At 71.3% G+C, this 20,110-nt stretch carries 18 protein-coding genes; 10 read left to right on the forward strand and 8 right to left on the reverse strand.

What is annotated here, in order from left to right:
- Positions 1-442 precede the first annotated feature (442 nt).
- From hemL to ccsB, 7 genes are all read left to right on the forward strand, one after another.
- Positions 443-1,759, forward strand: a complete 1,317-nt coding sequence (gene hemL, locus ACFRIC_RS33280; RefSeq protein ID WP_382793670.1) for a glutamate-1-semialdehyde 2,1-aminomutase — start codon at positions 443-445, stop codon at positions 1,757-1,759.
- Positions 1,756-2,457 carry a histidine phosphatase family protein gene (locus tag ACFRIC_RS33285; protein WP_382793673.1) on the forward strand — a complete coding sequence of 234 codons (702 nt, stop codon included), beginning with the start codon at positions 1,756-1,758 and terminating at the stop codon, positions 2,455-2,457. The genes hemL and ACFRIC_RS33285 overlap by 4 nt, the downstream gene beginning before the upstream one ends.
- 183 nt (positions 2,458-2,640) lie before the next feature.
- Complete coding sequence (locus tag ACFRIC_RS33290; RefSeq protein WP_382793676.1) at positions 2,641-3,903, forward strand: hypothetical protein; 1,263 nt, start codon at positions 2,641-2,643, stop codon at positions 3,901-3,903.
- Positions 3,904-3,969: 66 nt separating this feature from the next.
- The gene (locus tag ACFRIC_RS33295; RefSeq protein WP_382793678.1) at positions 3,970-4,587 is read left to right on the forward strand and encodes a TlpA family protein disulfide reductase; all 618 of its coding nucleotides are present in this window, start codon (positions 3,970-3,972) and stop codon (positions 4,585-4,587) included.
- A 50-nt stretch (positions 4,588-4,637) separates the two neighbouring features.
- A complete protein-coding gene (locus ACFRIC_RS33300) occupies positions 4,638-5,375 on the forward strand; it encodes a cytochrome c biogenesis CcdA family protein (RefSeq protein WP_382794035.1) in 738 nt (245 codons plus the stop codon).
- 3 nt (positions 5,376-5,378) lie between these two features.
- Entirely contained in the window at positions 5,379-7,205 is a 1,827-nt protein-coding gene (locus ACFRIC_RS33305; RefSeq protein WP_382793681.1) for a cytochrome c biogenesis protein ResB, read from the forward strand.
- Entirely contained in the window at positions 7,202-8,323 is a 1,122-nt protein-coding gene (gene ccsB, locus ACFRIC_RS33310) for a c-type cytochrome biogenesis protein CcsB (RefSeq protein ID WP_382793684.1), read from the forward strand. Before ACFRIC_RS33305 ends, ccsB begins: the two co-directional genes overlap by 4 nt.
- Before the next feature lie 20 nt (positions 8,324-8,343).
- Here ccsB and ACFRIC_RS33315 read toward each other — a convergent pair whose 3' ends face one another.
- The 6 genes from ACFRIC_RS33315 to ACFRIC_RS33340 form a co-directional block, all read right to left on the reverse strand.
- Positions 8,344-9,888 (reverse strand): ABC transporter substrate-binding protein, encoded by a 1,545-nt coding sequence (locus ACFRIC_RS33315; protein ID WP_382793687.1) that lies wholly within the window; start codon positions 9,886-9,888, stop codon positions 8,344-8,346.
- Positions 9,888-12,008: a hypothetical protein gene (locus ACFRIC_RS33320; RefSeq protein WP_382793689.1), complete on the reverse strand. Its 2,121-nt coding sequence runs from the start codon at positions 12,006-12,008 to the stop codon at positions 9,888-9,890. The genes ACFRIC_RS33315 and ACFRIC_RS33320 overlap by 1 nt, the downstream gene beginning before the upstream one ends.
- 136 nt (positions 12,009-12,144) lie before the next feature.
- Complete coding sequence (locus tag ACFRIC_RS33325) at positions 12,145-13,131, reverse strand: isopenicillin N synthase family dioxygenase (RefSeq protein WP_382793692.1); 987 nt, start codon at positions 13,129-13,131, stop codon at positions 12,145-12,147.
- Positions 13,124-13,582, reverse strand: a complete 459-nt coding sequence (locus tag ACFRIC_RS33330) for a nucleoside deaminase (RefSeq protein WP_382793694.1) — start codon at positions 13,580-13,582, stop codon at positions 13,124-13,126. Before ACFRIC_RS33330 ends, ACFRIC_RS33325 begins: the two co-directional genes overlap by 8 nt.
- A gap of 65 nt (positions 13,583-13,647) precedes the next feature.
- On the reverse strand, positions 13,648-14,316 hold the full coding sequence (locus tag ACFRIC_RS33335; protein ID WP_382793698.1) for a class I SAM-dependent DNA methyltransferase: 669 nt from the start codon (positions 14,314-14,316) through the stop codon (positions 13,648-13,650).
- Positions 14,317-14,356: 40 nt separating this feature from the next.
- Positions 14,357-15,340 (reverse strand): zinc-binding alcohol dehydrogenase family protein, encoded by a 984-nt coding sequence (locus ACFRIC_RS33340; RefSeq protein ID WP_382793701.1) that lies wholly within the window; start codon positions 15,338-15,340, stop codon positions 14,357-14,359.
- 109 nt (positions 15,341-15,449) lie between these two features.
- Between ACFRIC_RS33340 and ACFRIC_RS33345 the strand changes: the two genes are divergently transcribed.
- Positions 15,450-15,785 carry an ArsR/SmtB family transcription factor gene (locus tag ACFRIC_RS33345; protein WP_382793703.1) on the forward strand — a complete coding sequence of 112 codons (336 nt, stop codon included), beginning with the start codon at positions 15,450-15,452 and terminating at the stop codon, positions 15,783-15,785.
- 63 nt (positions 15,786-15,848) lie between these two features.
- Here ACFRIC_RS33345 and ACFRIC_RS33350 read toward each other — a convergent pair whose 3' ends face one another.
- Complete coding sequence (locus ACFRIC_RS33350) at positions 15,849-17,306, reverse strand: MFS transporter (RefSeq protein WP_382793706.1); 1,458 nt, start codon at positions 17,304-17,306, stop codon at positions 15,849-15,851.
- A gap of 179 nt (positions 17,307-17,485) precedes the next feature.
- On the opposite strand from ACFRIC_RS33350, the gene ACFRIC_RS33355 reads away from it, so the two are divergent.
- Together ACFRIC_RS33355 and ACFRIC_RS33360 are read left to right on the forward strand one after the other, a co-directional pair.
- Positions 17,486-18,133: a TetR/AcrR family transcriptional regulator gene (locus ACFRIC_RS33355; protein WP_382794037.1), complete on the forward strand. Its 648-nt coding sequence runs from the start codon at positions 17,486-17,488 to the stop codon at positions 18,131-18,133.
- Between the two features lie 100 nt (positions 18,134-18,233).
- The gene (locus ACFRIC_RS33360) at positions 18,234-19,319 is read left to right on the forward strand and encodes a DMT family transporter (protein WP_382793709.1); all 1,086 of its coding nucleotides are present in this window, start codon (positions 18,234-18,236) and stop codon (positions 19,317-19,319) included.
- On the opposite strand, the gene ACFRIC_RS33365 is transcribed toward ACFRIC_RS33360, so the two are convergent.
- On the reverse strand, positions 19,204-20,109 hold the full coding sequence (locus tag ACFRIC_RS33365) for a LysR family transcriptional regulator (protein WP_382793711.1): 906 nt from the start codon (positions 20,107-20,109) through the stop codon (positions 19,204-19,206). The two genes, ACFRIC_RS33360 and ACFRIC_RS33365, sit on opposite strands and share 116 nt — an antisense overlap.
- Position 20,110 lies beyond the last annotated feature (1 nt).

Raw genomic sequence — 20,110 nt, forward strand, 5'->3', positions numbered from 1 at the left:
GGCACGCCGAGGGTTGAGGTCATCGGTCCCCTCGCCCAGTCCGCCACCGCGATGCATATCTCCACCCGACTGCTTTTCTAAGTCGCGCGACCCCCGCCACGCAACCCGATCATCGTGACAGTGACCTCCCCCACGGTCGCACGCCGAAACGTACGCCGAAACACCTGTCCGCGGGATCTTCGCGGCCCCTGAACACCGTCGTTCATGTGAGCTGTCCGTTCGTGGTCCCAGTTTCGCAGATGGCCGGGGGAAGGGACCCGGTTGTCGTCCAGGGCTCCGTCACACCGGCCCGGCGATGGCCGGGATCTTTCCTCTGTGGAGCCGTACGTCGGGCCGGGGCCGTCCGTTCACGGCGCCCCGCTGTTCCCCTCACGGCCCACCGGGGCCCCTGGCCTACCCTGAGGAGGTCACTAGCCCCCCGGAGTCGGAGACGTCGCAGGTCATGACCGAACTGCCTTATCCCTACGAAGCCCCAGTCTCGCAGTCGCTTTTCGACCGCGCGGCGGCCGTCACACCAGGTGGCGTGAATTCTCCGGTGCGCGCCTTCCGTGCCGTGGGCGGTACGCCCCGGTTCATGGTGTCCGGTACCGGTCCGTATCTGACCGACGCCGACGGCCGTGAGTACGTCGACCTCGTCTGTTCCTGGGGTCCGATGATCCTCGGGCACTCCCGTCCCGAGGTCGTCGCCGCCGCTCAGGAGGCCGTCGCGCGCGGTACGTCCTTCGGCACGCCCGGTGAGGGGGAGGTGGCTCTCGCCGAGGAGATCGTCGCCCGCGTCGAGCCCGTCGAGCAGGTCCGGCTCGTCTCCAGCGGCACCGAGGCGACCATGTCGGCCATCCGGCTCGCCCGCGGGTTCACCCGGCGCACGAAGGTGATCAAGTTCGCCGGCTGCTACCACGGCCATGTCGACTCGCTGCTGGCGGCGGCGGGCAGCGGGGTCGCGACCTTCGCGCTGCCCGACACGCCCGGTGTCACCGGTGCCCAGGCCGCCGACACCATCGTCCTGCCCTACAACGACCTCGAATCCGTGCAGGCCGCGTTCCACGCGCACCCCGGCGAGATCGCCTGTGTGATCACCGAGGCCTCGCCCGGCAACATGGGCGTGGTGCCGCCGGCGCCCGGTTTCAACCAGGGTCTGAAGGACGCCTGCGCGAAGAACGGCGCCCTGTTCATCTCCGACGAGGTCATGACGGGCTTCCGCACGAGCCGGGCCGGCTGGTACGGGATCGACGGCGTACGTCCCGACCTGATGACCTTCGGCAAGGTGATGGGCGGCGGCTTCCCGGCCGCCGCGTTCGGTGGCCGCGCGGACGTGATGGCGCACCTCGCGCCGGCCGGGCCGGTGTACCAGGCGGGCACGCTCTCGGGCAATCCCGTCGCCACCGCCGCCGGGCTCGCGCAGCTCCGGCTGCTCGACCAGGCCGCGTACGACCGGATCGACGCGGTGTCGGAGCGGATCCGGACGCTGGTGACCGAGGCGCTCACCAAGGAGGGTGTGACCCACCGTCTGCAGAGCGCCTCCAACATGTTCTCCGTCTTCTTCACGGGGCGCGAGGTCCGCGACTACGAGGACGCGAAGGCGCAGGAGTCCTTCCGCTACACCGCGTTCTTCCACTCGATGCTGGCGCAGGGCGTCTACCTGCCGCCGTCCTCCTTCGAGTCGTGGTTCGTGTCGACGGCCCATGACGACGAGGCGGTTCAGAGGATCGCCGACGCCCTTCCGGCGGCGGCACGGGCAGCGGCGGAGGCCACGGCATGAGCGAGAGCACCGGCAGTGACGGCGCGGGCGACATCACCGTCGTCCATCTGATGCGGCACGGCGAGGTCGCCAACCCGGACGGGGTGCTCTACGGGCGGCTGCCCGGGTATCACCTGTCCGAGCTGGGGCGGCAGATGGCCGACCGGGTGGCCGAGCACCTCAGCACGCGCGATGTCACGCATGTCGTGGCCTCGCCGCTGGAGCGGGCGCAGGAGACGGCGACGCCGATCGCGAAGGCCCACGGGCTGGACCTGGCGACGGACGGGCGGCTCATCGAGGCCGACAACGTCTTCCAGGGCAAGACCTTCGGGGTCGGGGACGGCGCGCTGCGGCGGCCGGAGAACTGGAAGCACCTGGTCAACCCCTTCAAGCCGTCCTGGGGCGAGCCGTACGTGGACCAGGTCGTCCGCATGATGGGTGCGCTGGACGCCGCCAAGGACGCCGCGCGCGGCCACGAGGCGGTGCTGGTGAGTCATCAGCTCCCGATCTGGATCGTCCGCAGCTACGCGGAGAAGCGGCGGCTGTGGCACGACCCGCGCAAGCGGCAGTGCACGCTGGCCTCGCTGACGACGTTCACCTATCGCGGCGACAAGATCGTGTCCGTGGGCTACACCGAGCCCGCGCGCGATCTGGTTCCGGCTCATCTCCTGGCGGGCGCGAAGCCGGTGCCGGGCAAGAGCAAGGCGTTCGGGGCCTGATGCCGGGTGCCGGGGGCGGGTGTCCGGGCCTGACGGACCGTTCCCAAACCCGGGCCAAACGAGCGCATCTTCGTAAAATCATATAAATCATCGCGCGTTTATCGGAACCTCGGACTTCATCGTGCCCTCTCATGGGATGCCAGCTGAGAGCCAGCTGAGAGGGTGCGATGAAAAGAGGTCCGTATGCGGGACGTCAGCCGAAGGGGAATGATCGGCCTCGGTGCGGGTGCGGCGGCCGCGCTCGGACTCGCCGCGTGCGGCACCACCTCGGGCAAGGACGCCACGCGGCATCCCGACCCCTCCGCCACCGCGGGCACCGGCAGGCCCGGCGCCCCGAAGAAGCCGGCCGTGCGTCTCATCGGCGACGGCTCCACCGCCTACACCGGCAAGCAGCCGCGCCAGCCCCAGGCCCCCGTGCCGCTGGAGCCCGGTGAGACCCCGCCGCAGTTCGTGGTCTTCTCCTGGGACGGGGCCGGAGAGGTCGGCACCGGTCTCTTCGACCGCTTCCTCCAGCTCGCCCGGCAGAACGACGCGCACATGACGTTCTTCCTCTCCGGCCTGTACCTGCTGCCCGAGTCGAAGAAGCGCCTCTACGATCCGCCGAACAACCCCCGCGGCGCCTCGGACATCGGCTACCTCAGCGACGAACACGTCCGCTCCACCCTGAAGCTGATCCGTCAGGCCTGGCTCGACGGCCACGAGATCGGCACCCACTTCAACGGCCACTTCTGCGGCGGCTCCGGCTCGGTCGGCAACTGGACGCCCCGGCAGTGGACCAGCGAGATCGAGCAGGCCAAGTCCTTCGTCACCGAATGGCGCACCAACACCGGCTGGACCGACCTGCCCCCGCTGCCCTTCGACTACGAGAAGGAGCTCATCGGCGCCCGCACGCCGTGCCTGCTCGGGCAGAACAACCTGCTGCCCGCGGTGAAGGAGCTCGGCTGGCGCTACGACGCCTCCTCGCCCGGCGGCGTCCAGCGCTGGCCGCAGAAGAAGGAAGGGCTCTGGGACCTGCCCCTGCAGGCGATGCCCTTCCCCGGGCACCGCTTCGAGGTCCTCTCGATGGACTACAACATCCTCGCCAACCAGTCGATCGCCACCACCCGGGCCCCCTCGTACAACTACCCGGGCTGGCGCACCCAGGCGTCCGCGTCGTACGTCGCCGGATTCAAGCGGGCCTACGAGACGAACCGGGCACCCTTCTTCATCGGCAACCACTTCGAGGAGTGGAACGGCGGCATCTACATGGACGCCGTCGAGCACGTCTTCACGCACATCGCCCAGCAGAAGCAGAGCGGCGCCGACGTGCGCATGGTCTCCTTCCGGCAGTTCGTGGACTGGCTCGACGTCCAGCGGCCCGAGGTGCTGGCGAAACTCCAGGCGATGGACGTGGCCGAGGAGCCCGCCGGCGGCTGGCACCGCTACCTTCGGGGACAGGCCGCCTGAAATGCGGGTTTCCACCCGCAAGGGGGGTGCGGAAGATCCCCGAAACGGGCATGCGAAACTTTTCACATGAGTGCCGCCTGCCGCGCAGACCAGCGCCCGAACCGCCCCCGCGCCGCCCTGTACACCGCGGGGGCCGCCGTCGCCGCGCTCCTGCTGTCCGCGTGCACCTCCGGCGGCACCTCCGGCGGCTCGGACAACAGCAACTTCGTCCGCGGCAAGGACGGCATCTCCACCGTCGCGAAGGGGTCGAGGGACGCCGCCCCCGACCTCTCCGGCAAGACCGTCGACGGCAAGCAGCTCGACGTCGCCGACTACAAGGGCAAGGTCGTCGTCCTCAACGTGTGGGGATCCTGGTGCCCGCCGTGCCGCGCCGAGACGCCGAACCTCGTCAAGGTCGCCAAGGACACCGCCGCGCAGGGCGTGCAGTTCGTCGGCATCAACACCCGTGACCCCAGCACCTCCCCGGCCAAGGCCTTCGAGGAGCAGCAGGGCGTCCCGTACCCCAGCCTGTACGACCCGACGGGCAAGCTGATGCTCCGCTTCAAGAAGGGCACGCTCAACCCGCAGACGATCCCCTCCACGATCATCATCGACCGGGACGGGAAGATCGCGGCCCGCACGCTGCAGGCGCTCAGCGAGGACAAACTGCGCGAGATGCTCGACCCCGTCCTCGCGGAGAAGTGACCGACGTGTCCCTTCTCCAGACGTCCACACAGCTCGCCGCCTCGACCGACATGAACACCACGGTCTACAGCGGCGCGCTGCTGCTCGCGCTGCCCATCGCCGTGCTCGGCGGCCTCGTGTCCTTCTTCTCGCCGTGCGTCCTGCCGCTTGTTCCCGGCTACCTGTCGTACGTCACCGGAGTCAGCGGCACCGACCTGGCGGAGGCCAGACGGGGACGGATGGTCGCGGGCGCCAGTCTGTTCGTGCTCGGCTTCACCGCCGTGTTCGTCTCCGGCGGCGCGCTGTTCGGCTACTTCGGCTCGACGCTGCACGAGTACAACGGCACGCTCAGCAAGGTCCTCGGCGCGCTGATGATCGCCCTCGGCGTGTTCTTCATGGGGCTGATGCCCTGGCTCACCCAGCGCGAGTTCCGCTTCCACAAGCGGCCGGTGACCGGGCTCGCGGGGGCGCCGATACTGGGCGCGCTCTTCGGCATCGGCTGGACGCCGTGCCTGGGCCCGACGCTCACCTCCGTCAACATGCTCTCCATGGACCAGGCGAGCGCCGGGCGCGGGGCCATACTGACGGTCGCCTACTGCCTCGGTCTGGGGGTGCCCTTCGTGCTCGCCGCGGTCGCCTTCCGCAAGGCGCTCGGCGCGTTCGGCTGGGTGAAGCGTCACTACACCTGGGTGATGCGGATCGGCGGCGGAATGATGATCGTGACCGGCCTTCTCCTGCTGACCGGTGCCTGGGACGGCATCGTGCAGCAGATGCAGACCTGGTCCGACGGCTTCACGGTAGGGATCTGATCCATGAGCAGCACTGACACCGGCAGGACGAACGGCCCGGCCGGCGCCGGGGAGCCGGCCGACGAGGAGACGAAGGCCTCCCGGGAGACACGGGACGCCCGCGAGATCGGCGAGGCCGGGTCGCAGCTCTCCACCGCGCCCGTGGAGACGGCGATGCCCGGTTCCTTCGGCGGCACGCGCACCCCCGGCGCCCTGGGATGGATCGCCTGGACCGGCCGTGAGGTCACCGGCTGGGTCCGCTGGATCTGGCGCCAGCTCACCTCGATGCGGGTCGCGCTGATCCTGCTCTTCCTGCTGTCGCTCGGCGCCATCCCCGGATCGCTGATCCCGCAGTCCGGCACCGACGCCGCGAAGGTGCAGGCGTTCAAGGACGCGCACAGCGTGCTCGGCCCGCTCTACGACCGGCTCGGCCTGTTCCACGTGTACAGCTCGGTGTGGTTCTCCTCGATCTACATCCTGCTGTTCGTCTCGCTCATCGGCTGCATCGTGCCCCGCACCTGGCAGTTCGTCGGACAGCTCCGCGGCCGTCCGCCGGGCGCCCCCCGGCGGCTGACCCGGCTGCCCGCGTACACGACCTGGCGCACCGCGGCCGAGCCCGAGCAGGTCCGTGAGATCGCGCTGGAGGTGCTCAGGCGGAAGCGGTTCCGGGCGCACGTCGACAAGGACGCCGTCGCCGCCGAGAAGGGCTACCTCCGCGAGACCGGCAACCTGCTCTTCCACATCGCGCTGATCGTGATGCTCGTCGCCTTCGCCTGGGGCCAGCTCTTCAAGTCCGAGGGCGACAAGCTGATCGTCGAGGGCGACGGCTTCTCCAACACACTGCTGTCCTACGACGACTTCAAGTCCGGCAACCTCTTCAGCACCGACGACCTGACACCGTTCAGCTTCGACCTGAAGAACTTCACCGGCACCTACGAGCGCACCGGCCCCAACAAGGGCACCGCCCGCACCTACCAGGCGGCGATCACCTACAGCGAGGGCGCCTACGGCAAGCAGCGCAAGACGCTCGTCAAGGTCAACGAACCGCTCGAGATCGGCGACACGAAGGTCTATCTGACCGCCCACGGCTACGCGCCCACCGTGACCGTCCGCGACGGCAAGGGCAAGGTCGTCTTCCACGACGCCGTGCCGCTGCTGCCGCTCGACTCGAACGTCACCTCGCAGGGCGCCATCAAGGTCATGGACGGCTACAAGAACGCGCAGGGCAAGAGCGAACAGCTCGGCTTCTCCGCGTTCTTCGTGCCGACCTTCGCCGGGGCCGGCAAGGGCGACATGTTCTCCCAGTTCCCCGCGCTCGACTATCCCGTGCTCGCGCTGAGCGGCTTCCACGGCAGCCTCGGGGTCGACGCGGGCCTCCCGCAGAACGTGTACCAGCTCGACACGGCCCACATGAAGCAGTTCAAGGACGCCAAGGGCGAGATCGTCAAGGCGCGGCTGCGGCCCGGCGAGACGATGGCGCTGCCGGACGGCGCCGGTTCGATCACCTTCGACAAGGACATCAAGGAGTGGGCGAACTTCCAGGTCACCCAGCAGCCCGGCAGTGACTGGGCGCTGGCCGGGGCGTTCGCCGCGATCTTCGGACTCGCCGGTTCGCTGTTCATCCAGCGCCGCCGTGTCTGGGTGCGGGCGACCACCGGCGACGACGGGGTCACCGTCGTCGAGATGGCCGGGCTCGGCCGCAGCGAGTCCGCGAAGCTGCCCGAGGAGCTCGGCGACCTGGCCGCGCTCGTGCACGAACAGGCCCCCACCAAGCCCGACGAAGACGCGGCACCCACCGACGCCGACGCCGAACCCCCCGTACCCGCCGCTGAAGGGTCCAAGAAGCAGTGACGCTCGCCACCGCACACGACCTGGGCGCCGTGACCGAACTGGCCACCGCGACCAACGAACACCTCGCCAACATCAGCAACACGCTGATCTACTCCGCGATGGCCGTCTACACCCTGGCCTTCTTCGCCTTCATCGCCGAGTGGCTCTTCGGCAGCCGCAGCAAGGTCGCCCGTACCGCCAGCGCGCTCACCGCGACCGGCGCGCAGGCGGCCGCGGCGGCCCCCGAGGTCACCGTCCGCAAGGCCGGCGGGACCACCGTGCTGGAGCGGCCGAAGGTCGTCACCCGGTCCGCGGCCGGAGCGCGGGACGTGCCCGACGGTCCCGGCGCGCACGGCGGGGACGAACAGGGCGACCTCTACGGGCGGATCGCCGTGTCCCTCAGCGTGCTGGCCTGGGGCGTCGAGGCGGCCGGTGTGCTCGCCCGCGCCATGTCGGTGCGGCGGGCCCCCTGGGGCAACATGTACGAGTTCAACATCACCTTCTCCACCGTGGCCGTCGGGGTCTTCCTCGTCCTGCTCGCGCTGAAGAAGAACGTGCGCTGGCTCGGCCTGCCGCTGATCACCACGGTCCTGCTCGACCTCGGTCTCGCGGTCACCGTCCTGTACACCGCGAGCGACCAGCTCGTCCCGGCGCTGCACTCGTACTGGCTGTACATCCACGTCTCGACCGCGATCCTGTGCGGCGCCGTCTTCTACGTGGGCGCCGTCGGCACGGTGCTGTACCTCTTCAAGGACTCGTACGAGAACAAGCTGGAGAAGGGCGGGAAGCCCGGCCGGTTCGCCACCTCCGTCATGGAGCGGCTGCCCGCCTCGGCCTCGCTCGACAAGTTCTCCTACCGCGTGAACGCGGCCGTGTTCCCGCTGTGGACCTTCACGATCATCGCGGGCGCGATCTGGGCGGGCGACGCCTGGGGCCGCTACTGGGGCTGGGACCCGAAGGAGACCTGGGCGTTCATCACCTGGGTCGCCTACGCGTGCCACCTGCACGCGCGGGCCACGGCCGGCTGGAAGGGCCGCAAGGCCGCCTACATCGCCCTGATCGCGTTCGGCTGCTGGCTGTTCAACTACTACGGCGTCAACATCTTCGTCGGCGGCAAGCACTCCTACGCGGGCGTCTGACCGGCCCGGAACACCACGACCTAGGACGGCGGCAGGCACTGGGCGGCCGGTGGCCTGCCGTCCGGCCAGGCGATCCGCACGAAGCGGGCGCGGCTGTCGTGGGTCAGTTCCACGATCGGTACGGCCTTGTCGTACGGGTTCCCGTGGGCGTCCAGGCAGATCCACCCGCTCGCCCCGTTCACCCGGAGCTGCGCGCCCTTCACCTGGGGCCACTGCAGGCCGACGTCCGCGAGCGCGGGGACGCGCCCGGTCGGTGAGGCCCCGCGGATGCCGCGCACGGCCAGCCGCATGGCGTCGTACGCGATGATCAACTGGCCGTCGTCGAGGGAGACCCGGCCGATGGGCCCGGCCGGCTCGCGCGCGGCGTCGGCCAGCAGCCGCCGGAGCACCTTCGCGTCGGCCGCGCTGCCGCCGGTCCGCGCGCCGTCCTTCACCCAGGCGTCGGGGTGCGCGAGGGAGGTGTAGCGCACGGTCAGCAGCGGGTCCTTCAGGGCGGCCGGGTCGAGGTCCTTGTCGCCCGCGAGGTACGAGCCCTCGTCGCCGGTGAGCACGGTGAAGCGGCGGTCGGAGCAGCCCCGGGCGCCCAGCGCGTTGATGAACTGCCGCAACTGGGTGTGCCGGCCGGCGAACAGGACGGTGTTCGTGGTCTTCGGGGTGTTGCACAGGATGTTGGCGATCTGCGCGAAGACGTTGGCGGTGCTTCCCTCCTTGCTGCGGTCGGCGGGCGGGGTGAACGGCTGGGCCTCGTAGCGCGCGCCTTTCAGCATCTTCTCGAAGGACGCCTGGAGCGTGCGGGTGTAGGGGTCGCCGGTCCGGTCGTAGACCAGGAAGGCGTCGGCCGCCGACACCTTGGCGAAGGAGGCGAGGGCGCGTGCCTCGTCGGTGTTGGTGGGGGAGACGCGGGCGAGGCCGGGGAAGGGGTCCTTGCCGTCCTGTCCGTTGGCGAGGCTGTCGGCGGTGATCGAACTCCCTATCACCGGGATGCCGCGCCTGGTGAGCTCCGCGACCGCCTTCTTGTTGTTGTCGGTGCTCACCCCGACACCGGTCACCGCGCGCAGCCGGTCCGGGGCCGCGGTCATCCGGTCGAGCTGGTCGACGGTGTGACGCCAGGAGGCCCCGGTGGCGCCGGGGTTGGCGAGCACGAGCCGGATCTTCGGCTTCAGCCCGGTCGTGTCGTGGTTGGCCTGGTACTGCGCCAGATAGGCGCCCTGGAGTTCGTGGAGGACGTCGGCGAGGTTGTCGGCGTCGGTGGCGGTGAAGGGTTCGAGCAGGGCGACCGTGACGTAACTGCCGGGGGTCAGACGGTGGTTCTCCCGGTTGATGGCCCGTACGGTCTCGGCGAACCGGGCCCGTCCGAAGGCGTACGCCGTCGAGGAGACGCCCACGCACTCGTCGCCGTCCTTCGGCTGGACGACGCCCGGCGCGCACGAGCGGTCCACCTTGGCGGCCGTCATGCCGCCCCAGACGCCGAGGCCCACGAGGGCGGCGGCGAGGGTGAGCGCGACATACCTGCGGAAACGAATCTCCCAGATGTCCTCGCGCAGCCAGAGCCATAAGCGCGCCATCACCGTCCTCCGTCCTCGTCGTCCGGGACGCGCAGCGGCCGGCCGGCCAGGGCGTCCGAGGGCCAGTCCCGCGAGGCCCGCCACAGCAGGGCGTTGCCCGCGGGCCGCAGGTTCGAGAGCTGTTCCAGTTCGAAGCGCAGCCGCTCGGCCACCCTCGGGTCCGGCAGCACGAGGGGGTCAGTGAGCTGCCACACCGCGTGCAGCAACCGCCTCACCCGCAGGTGCAGGACGGCGTCCACGCCGTCCGGCGGCCGGTGCGTGGCGTCCGTGCCGCCGAGCGCGACGGAGGCACGGTGGTCGGGGCCCTCGAAGTCGCGGCCGTCCGGATCGTGGGCGTGGTAGTAGGGCGCGGAGGCGATGAAGAGCAGCGCGGAGAGCCATGCGCGGGTGTCGGAGCCCGGGAAGGTGTCGCGCAGTCGCGCCACGGCGAAGTCCGCTTTCCCGAGGGCGAGTTCGTGGTGCAGCCGGTAGCGGTCGCCGTCGGCCGGGGCGGTGTCGCCCAGGTCCTGGTAGTGGTCGACGAGGGTGCGGTGCACCGCCCGCCACCGTTCGTGGCCGGAGTCGTGGTGGTGGAGCCTGAGCAGGAGGAGCGCGCGCAGGAACGGGTCGCCGACGAACTGCCCGGCCGCGGTCGCCCAGCCCTCCGACGCGAGACGTTCCTCCAGGTCCAGGACGCCGGAGGCGCCGAAGTCCTCCGGCAGCCGCGACTGGGCGAGCGAGCAGGCGGAGTCGCGGTCGTGCGCCGCGGCCAGCACGGTCAGTTCGTCCAGCCGGCCGCCGGGGACGAGCCGGCCGAGGAGCTCCTGGTAGGCGGGGCGGCCCGCCTGGTCCTCGTGCGGGGCGATGTCGGCGGTCAGCAGCGTGCCGAGCGAGTCGGCGCCCTGGGGCAGGTTCTGCCGGACCGAGGCGGCCAGCAGGGTGATGCCGAGCGGACTGCCTCCGGTCAGCCTGTGCGTGGCGTGCGGGAGTTGGGGCGGCACGACGGCCGGGGCGGCGGGTCCGGCGCCGGGGCCGCCCGAGGCGGTGTCCATGATGTGCAGGGTGTCGTCGGGGGTCAGCGGCGGCAGCGGGACGAGCAGGGCCCGCGAGGACGGGGAGGCGCCGGGCCGCCAGTCGGTGCCGCGGGCCGTCTCGGGCAGCGCGAGGCGGCCGGCGTTGCGCAGTGCCGGATGCGCGTAGCCCCGTAGCGCGGTGAAGAACACGGCCTGGTCCTTGATGCCGTCGGCGCGGTCGCGCAGGACCGGCTCCAGGAGGCCGAGGCCCGCGGGCTCCTGGACGTTGTCGATCAGCAGGATGGGGCGTCCGCGCCGGTGGGAGCGCTGGACGACGCCCGCGTAGGCGTCGTCCAGGTCGGCCAGCAGGGCCCGTACGAGATGGCGTTCGGCGTGTCTGCGGGAGTCGCCGCCCGCCCGGAAGTGGCGGGAGAGCAGGATCAGCGCGAGCTTGGGGCTGCCGCCCGCGTTCGGGTAGTCGCGGTACCAGGTCGCGGCCCTGCGCAGCCGGCGGTGGGCCGGGGAGACGCCCTCCGTGAAGGCCTCCAGGGTGGCCTCGATGATGGGTTCGACGACCGGGCCGGTGCCGCTCATCGACGCGACGAGCTTGGAGATCACCTTGCTCACCCAGCGCCCGGCGAATCCCGACAGCCAGGACTCCGTCTCGCTCAGCAGCAGGATGCGCTCCGCCTCCTGCCGGATGCGGGGCACGTCGCGGTCGCTCCAGCCGCCCGCCGCCACGGCCAGCAGCCCGGACGACAGCCGTGGGAAGCCGATCCGTCCGGCGCCCTTGACCGGTCCGGCGAGCTGTTCGGCGGCCGTGGTGAGCGCCTGCCCGACCGGGGACCAGGACTCGGGCGGGCGGTCCGGGGGCGGTGCGCCGAACTGCCGTTCCTCGCCGTCGATCAGGGCGACCGGCGTGTGTCCGCGATAGGCCTCGCGCAGGGCGAGGAGCACGGCGGTCTTGCCCAGTCCCCGGCCGCCGGTGAAGACCACGAAGGGCGGTTCGTCGGGGTGTTCGTAGGGTGTGGCGCGGAGCTGGTACGGGCGCAGGCCGACCAGCCGTGACGCGAGTCCGGGCGGATCGGTGTCGAAGAGCGCCCCCCGGCCGTGCAGCCCTGTGTGCACCGCATCTCCCCCTGGTCCGCGGTCCGGTCCATTCCATATGTGCTGCTGTGAGGTGTATCAACAACAGTTTAAGAAGGGGGGGTTGGTTCGGGATAGAGCGTCCGGTGTCCGTTCAGTTACGAAAACGTTCAACCGTTCAACCGACAGTGATCGAATCGAGTTTCCGGCGCAGATAGACGTGGGAATCCACCGGTTCGTACACGACGCGGCCGACGGGGGCGGGCACCGACTCGACCAGCGTCCCCGGTGTGCACTCGCCGAAGTACACGAGCGAGATCAGCTCCTCGGCGGGGGCGTCGGCCGGTGGCGGCAGCACCCGGTGCCGTCCCGAACGCCACCGGTCTCCGGTCCAACGGGCCATGAGGTCACCGATGTTGACCGTGAGCGCCGCCGGGTCGAACGGCGCGTCCGTCCAGCCGTCCGCGTCCGTGAACACCTGGAGCCCGCCCTTGCCCGCCTGCCGGTCGAGGATGGTGACCGTGCCGAAGTCGGTGTGCGGCCCGATGCGGAACTGGCCCGGCCGCGGCTCCCCGACGACCTCCGTGCCCGGATACCAGTTGATGTTGAAGCCGTACGTCGGATGGTCCATGTGGCGGGTGAAGAAGTCCGGTTCGAGGCCGAGCGCCCGTCCGAGCAGTTCCAGGAGCAGGTTCTCCAGCCGTGCCATCTCCGCCAGGTACTCCTCGCAGAGCGCCCGCAGCTCCGGGGCCTCGGCGGGCCAGACGTTCGGCGCGTACCACTGCGCGTTGACCACCGGGTCCTCGAACGGCTCGTGCGTCGCGAACGTCAGCGACTCCTTGAGGTCCGGCGGTGTCTCGGTGCCCTCCGCGTAGCCGTTGGCCTCGGCGCCGGGCCCGAGCCAGCCGCGCCCGCCGACCCGGGCCGCGTACGGCTGCTTGACCGCGGCGGGCAGGACGAAGAAGGCGCGGGCCGCGTCCCGTACGCGGCGGCGCAGTTCCGGGTCCACGCCGTGCCCGGTGACGAGCAGGAAGCCGGCCGTCCGCAGGGCGCCGTCGACGGTACGGGCGAGCGCGGCACGGGCGTCACGGTCCCCGGAGAGCCAGGGGCCCAGATCCACGGTGGGGACCCCGGACCCCGCCGGACGTGCGGTCGCGTCACTCACCGATGTCCTCGTTCCACAGGGCCGGATTCTTCTCGATGAAGTCGCGCATCAGCGCGGTGCACTCGGGGTCGTCGAGCAGCACGATCCGCACACCGTGCTCGGCGAGCCAGTCGTGTCCCCCGTGGAAGGTGGCCGCCTCGCCGACGACCACCCGGGAGATCCCGAACTGCCGGACGAGCCCGCTGCAGTACCAGCACGGCGACAGCGTGGTCACCATGGTCGTGCCGCGGTACGACCGCTGCCGTCCCGCGTCACGGAAGGCGGCCGTCTCGCCGTGCGCCGAGGGGTCGCCGTCCTGGACGCGGCGGTTGTGGCCGCGGCCGAGCAGGGTGCCGTCCGCCCCGTACAGCGCGGCCCCGATGGGGATGCCGCCCTCGGCGAGTCCGGCGCGTGCCTCCTCCAGGGCCGTCGCGAGCCACGCGCGGGCCTGTGCCTGATCGATGCGCTCCATGACTCCACTGTCCCCCGGAGGCCCCTCTCGCGTCGCCGGAACACGAGGGCGGCGCGAGGAAGTGCTCACCGGGGTGTCGCGGAGGGCTGGGGATCCCCGGTCCTGCGGGCCAGGACGAAGGCCTGCGGGGTGGCCTCGTCGGGCTCGGCCTCGCGCACGAGACGGGCGACCTCGGACAGACCGGCCGCCCGCAGGAGTCCGGCGACCCGCTCCGGGGGGAAGCGGTGGACGTCGAGGTCCACGTCGTGGCCGTACGCGCGCTCCAGACGCACCTGTTCGTCGCCCGCCTTGAAGGCGATGAGCAGATGGCCGCCGGGAGCGAGGACCCGGTGGAACTCGGTGAACATCCCCGGCAGTTCGCCGACCGGTGTGTGCACGGTGGAGTACCAGACCAGCGCTCCGCCGAGACCGGCGTCCGGGAGGTCCAGGGCCGTCATCGTCCCCACCTCGAACCGCAGCCGGGGATACGCCCCGCGGGCCACCTCCACCATCCCCGGCGACAGGTCGATCCCGAACGCGTCGAGCCCGAGCCGCTCCAGACGGACGGTCACCCGCCCGGGCCCGCAGCCGAGGTCCGCCACCGGCCCGCCCCCGCCGGCCCGCACCCGTTCGGCGAACGCCGACAGCATCGCCCTGTCCAGCGGCTTCCGGTCCAGTTCGTCCCTGAGCAGTTCCGCGTAGTCGGCGGCGACGGTGTCGTAGGAGGCGCGGGTGGCGTGGAGGCGAGACGTCATGGCGGTGCAGGGTAGGGCAGGGGTCCGACAGCGGGGACGCCTACAGCCCGGAAGCGGCCACTCGCAGGAGCAGCTTTCCCGTGCTCGTCCGTGAACCCATCAGGGCGTGCGCCTCCGCGGCCGACTCCAGGGTGAACTCCGCCGTCACCGGCAGGGTCACCGTGCCGTCGGCGACCGTCCCGAACGCGCGGGAGGCGATGGCGCGGAGGGCGGCCGGGTCCGTCGCGGCCAGGCCGAGGATCGAGAACCCGGACACCGACAGGCCGGTCGGGTAGAGCTCCGGCTGGCCCACGGTCCAGGGCTCCGCCGAGCTCGCGTTGCCGAAGGAGACCAGCCGGCCGAAGGGGGCGAGGGAGGCGAGGCCGCCGCGGAGGGTCTCGCCGCCCACCGGATCCAGGACCAGGTCCACCCCGCGGCCGGAGGTCGCCGCGCGCACCTCGTCCCGGAAGGACCCCACGAACACCTCGTCGTAGCCGTTGCCGAGGGCGTATCGGGCCTTCGGCGCGCCGGACACCACGCCGTACACCGCGCCGGCCCCGGCCGCCCGCGCGAGCTGGCCGAGCACCGTGCCCACCCCGCCCGCCGCGCCCTGCACGAGCACGGTCTCGCCGGGCTGGAGCCGCCCCACCGTGTGCAGCAGCGCGTACGCCGTGGGCAGGACGGTGGGGAGCGTGGCCCCGGTGCGCAGGCCGACTCCGTCGGGCAGCGGGAAGACCGTCACGGCGTCGGCCACGGCCACCTCCGCGTACGCCCCGCCCTCCGTCAGCGCCGCGACCTCCTGGCCCACCCGCAGTCCCGTGACGTCCGGACCGAGGGCCCGGACGCGGCCGGAGACCTCGAGCCCGGGCACGAAGGGGAGGCCGGGGACGCGGTAGCCCTCCGACCTGGCCTTGAGGTCGGCGAAGTTCACGCCCGCGTAGACCACGTCGATGCTCACCTGCCCCGGACCCGGGTCGGGGACCTTGGCCTCGGCGACCCGCAGGACCTCGGGTCCGCCGTACTCCTGGAATTCGACCGTACGCATGGCACACTCCTGGTCGGCGCTCGACTGTTCAATGAAAAGCGAACACTCGGGAGTGTATGGTTTTCATCGAACACTCGGCAAGCGGATCAGGAAACCCGGGGAGGTCGGCGTGGCGGAGCGCAGCAGTCACCGGGCGGCGCCCGAGCACACCCACCCGGACGAGGTCCCCGTGCCGGCCGCGCTCGCCGCCCTCGCCGATCCCGTACGCATCCGGCTCGTCAGGGAGCTGGCCGGGTCCGCGGAGTGGAGCCGCAGTTGCGGCAGTTTCGACGTGCCCGTCGGCAAGGCGGCTCTCAGTCATCACTTCGCCGTACTGCGCGGCGCCGGTCTCGTCGAGCAGCGCGACGAGGGGCCCCGGCGCGTCAACCGGCTGCGCCGGGACGAGTTCGACGCCCGCTTCCCCGGTCTCCTCGCGCTCGTCCTGCGCGAGGAGCCGCCCCGCTGAGCGGTCTCGGCCAAGGGCCTCGGCCGCGCCGCGGAGGCACCCGGCGACCCTGGCGCGGACGTCTCAGGCGGGCTCTTCGGTGGCGTGGGAGTCGGTGAGCGTGAGTGCGCCGCCGGCCGCGATCAGGCCGACGACGACCGCCAGCACGCCGTAGGTGATCCGCTCGCCGTGGAAGAACGACGCCACCAGGGAGTCGCTCCACGTGCCCGCGGGCAGATGGGTGGTGACCAGCGCGGCGATGAGGGTGCCGACCACGGCGGTGCCGATGCTGCTCCCGACCTCCTGGGCGGTGTCGTTGAGCGCCGTGCCGATCGACGTGCGGTTGCCCGGCATCGCGTCGACGAGCGCGATGGCGCAGATCGTCATGACGGTGCGCAGTCCGACGGTCATCACGACCATGCAGGCCGCGATCGCGCCGTAGCCGTGGTCGACGCCCCAGGACAGGCCGGCCAGTGAGACGGCCAGGCAGGCCGCGCCGACCAGGCAGGCGACGCGGTGGCCGAACCGTCCCGCGAGCCACTCGGACAGAGGGGTCGCGAGGACCATGGTCACGATCATCGGCAGGTTCGCCAGGCCGGCCCGCACGGGGCTCCACCCGTAGGCGTACTGGAAGTGGAGGATCAGCCCGAACATCACGGCGGCCATCGCGATGGCCGTGCCGATCTGCGCGATGGCGGCGCCGCGGACGGTGCCGTCGGAGAAGAGGCGGAGGTCGAGCATCGGCGATGCGCTGCGGCGCTCGTGCCACACGAACGCGATCCCCGCGGCGACGGCGCCGAGGACCGACACGAGTGTGGTCGTGGAGAGCCAGCCGTGCTCGACGCCGCTGGTCAGCGAGTAGCAGGCGAGGCCGATGGTGGTGACGCTCAGGGCCGCGCCGGGCAGATCGAGCTTGTCCTTGGTCAGGTCCTGCGGCCGGTCGGCCGGGACGCCGAGGCGGACGCCGATGGCCGCGATCAGCGCGATCGGGGCGTTGACGACCAGGAGCCACTGCCACCGGAAGTGCGCCAGGGCGGTGCCGCCCAGCAGCGGGCCGAGGACGAAGCCGGACATGCCGACGGCGATCATCAAGGTCATCGCGCGCATGCGCAGCGCCTTGTCGTCGAAGAGCCGGAAGACCAGCGAGTTGGTGATGGGGGCCATCGCCGCCGCGGCGATGCCGAGGCCGGCCCGCAGGGCGATGAGCTGGCCGGCGGTGGTGACCGCGACGACGGCCAGGCTCAGCAGGCCGAACACCGCGAGGCCGACCAGCAGGACACGCCGGCGTCCGAGCCGGTCGGCCATCGATCCCGCCGTCAGCAGCAGGCCGCCGAACGTCAGCGCGTACCCGCCGGTGACCCACTGCAGCGCGGTCGTGCTGCTGTCGAGGTCCCGTCCGATCGTGGGCAGCGCGATCGAGAGCAGGGTGTTGTCGACCATCTCGACGAAGAAGGCCAGGCAGAGCGCGGCCAGGGGAATCCACGCCGCGCGCAGGGACGGATAGGTGCGCGACGCGGCGGGCGCTATGGCTGTCGTGGTCATGGCGGGCCTCCTCTCGGAACGCCGTCCGCTATGGAACGACGTTCGACAATGGAACGGTGTTCGAGAATAGAACGAGGTTCGATGATGGCGCAAGCTGTGGTTGGATGGACGTCATGACAGGCCCGCGACCACGACCCGCCGATCGCCCTTCCCGAGGACGTCAGCGGGCCTCGCACTCCATCGAGGCCGTTCTGGGCGCGGCCGTGGCCCTGCTCGACGAGGCGGGCGAGCCGGCGCTGACACTGCGCGCCCTCGCGACCCGGCTCGGCACCGGCGTCGGCAGCATCTACTGGTACGTCTCGGGCAAGGACGACCTGCTCGAACGCGCCATCGACCACGTGCTCGGCGGGGTGCTGACCGCCATCGAAGGGCAGACCGCCGGCGACGACCCGATCGACGACGTGCGCGTGATGGCCGTGACGCTGTTCGACGCGATCGTGGACCGGCCGTGGCTGGGCGCACACTTCATGCGCCGCACCGACGTCCAGGGCAATTCGCTGCGGCTCTACGAGAAGCTGGGGCAGCAGACCCTGCGGCTCGACCTCACGCCGCTCCAGCGGTTCCACGCCGTGTCGGCGATCGTCGGCGTCGTCGTCGGCAACGCCGCCGAGATGGGGCAGGAGCCGCCCCCGGAGGTGCTCGACGGCGTCATGGACCGCGACGAGTTCCTCGGCCGCTACACCGAGACCTGGCGTGCGCTCGACGCGAAGGAGTTCCCGTTCGTGCACGAGATCGTCGAGGAGTTCGACGGGCACGACGACAAGGAGCAGTTCCTCGCCGCGCTGGACCTGACCCTGGCGGGCCTCCGCCTCCAGGCCGGAGTCTGACGCCTCCCGCCCGTACCCATCGACGGTGCCGATGGGGGCATCGGCAGGACGCCCCGGTGGGCCGTGGCCCGCGGGGCGGTGCCGCTCCTACCTTCGGGGCATGACCTCCACCACCGCGGTCGAGAACAAGGGCGCCGCCCAGCTCACCGCCGCCATGATGCTCTCCGGGACCCTCGGCGTCTTCGTCGTCGAGTCCGGAGCCTCACCGTTCGACGTCGTCTTCTTCCGTGTCCTGTTCGGGGCGCTCGCCCTCGGCGGCTACGCGCTGGCCCGGGGCTACTTCCGGGGCCACGGCTTCACCCCGCGCACGCTCGGACTCGCCGCCCTCGGCGGGGTGTTCATCGTCTTCAACTGGGTCCTGCTCTTCCAGTCGTACGAGAACACCTCGATCTCCGTCGCCACCGTCGTCTACCACACCCAGCCGTTCTACGTGGTGCTGCTGGGCGCCCTGCTCTTCCGGGAACGGCTCACCGCCGTCAAGGCCGGCTGGATCGGGCTGGCCTTCGCCGGTCTGGTCCTCGTCTCGGGCGTCTCCCCGGCCGACTTCGCGCACGGAGGCCCGTATCTCACCGGCGTCGGACAGGCACTCCTCGCCGCGCTCCTCTACGGTCTGTCCACCCTGGTCACCAAGCGCATCACCGGCGTGCGCCCGCACCTCATCGCGCTCGTCCAGGTCCTCGTCGGCGTCCCGCTGCTGCTCCCCTTCGCCGACTTCGGCGCGATGCGGGGGACCGGCGCGGACTGGGGCTGGCTGATCGGGCTCGGAGTCGTCCACACCGGACTGATGTACGTCCTGATGTACGCCGCGTACGCCAAGCTCCCGACCGCGAAGATCGCCGTGCTCGCCTTCACCTACCCGGCCGTCGCGATGGTCATGGACTGGGCGGTGTACGGGCATCACATCGGGCTCGTCCAGGCGCTCGGCGTCCCGCTGATCGTGACCGCCAGTCTGAAGGTGACGCTTCCCCGGAACACCGGGAAGACCGGGAAGGCCGGGAAGACCGGGAGCACCCGGAACACCGGGAGCGCCGGGAACGTCATGGCCCCTCGCGTCGCCGGGGCCGCTCCGGTCACGCCCGCGGACCGGACTCCTCGGACACCAGTCGCCGGGCCCGCTCCACGAACAGCCGCGCATGGGACGGCAGACGCTTCCCGGCCCGCCAGGCCAGTTGCGTCGAAAGCGTGAACGGCGGTTCCCAGTCGAGCCGTACGAGCTCGCCCCGCTCCAGTTCGGCGGCGACCGTCACCTCGGGAAGCAGCGCGATCCCGAGGCCGGCCGCCGCGGCGCGCTTGGTCGCCTCGATCGTGCCGAACTCCGTGAAGTCGACGGAGGAACCCTCCGGCAGACGGGAGTTGAGCTCCCGCTCGAACAGGTCCCGGTAGGCGCAGCCGGGTTCCGTGGCCAGCAACGGGCGGTCCGGGAGGTCGGCCGTGTCCGGTGCCGTGCCGGCGAGCGGATCGCCGGGAGCGGCGACCAGCGCGAGGGGTTCGCGCGCGAGCACCACCACGTCCAGTCCGGGGTGCTCGGTGTCCTCCTCCATCAGGAAGCCGACGTCGTAGGTGCCCTGGCGCAGAGCCTGGCGGGTCTCGTCCCCGATGGTCGTGCGCAGCGACAGCCGCACCCGGGGGTGGCGGTGATGGAAGAACTCCAGGAGCGGCAGCAGCCGGTACGAGGTCAGGGACTCCATCGTGCCGATGGTGAGCGCCCCGGAGGGCTCCTCGGCGCCGACGACCGCGGCCCGCGCCTCCTCCGTCAGCTCGATGATCTGCCGGGCGTAGGGCAGCAGCCGCTCACCCGCCTCGGTCAGCCGGATCCTGCTGCCCAGCCGGTCGAAGAGCTCCGTGCCGAGCGAGGACTCCAGGGCCCGGATCTGACCGGTCACGCTTGACTGCGCGTACGTCAGCTCGGCCGCCGCCCGGGTGAAGCTCAGGACGGTCGCGACCTTCTCGAAGGTCACCAGCAGGCGCAGCTCCACG

This window comes from Streptomyces sp. NPDC056738 (assembly GCF_042790435.1).
GTDB lineage: Bacteria > Actinomycetota > Actinomycetes > Streptomycetales > Streptomycetaceae > Streptomyces.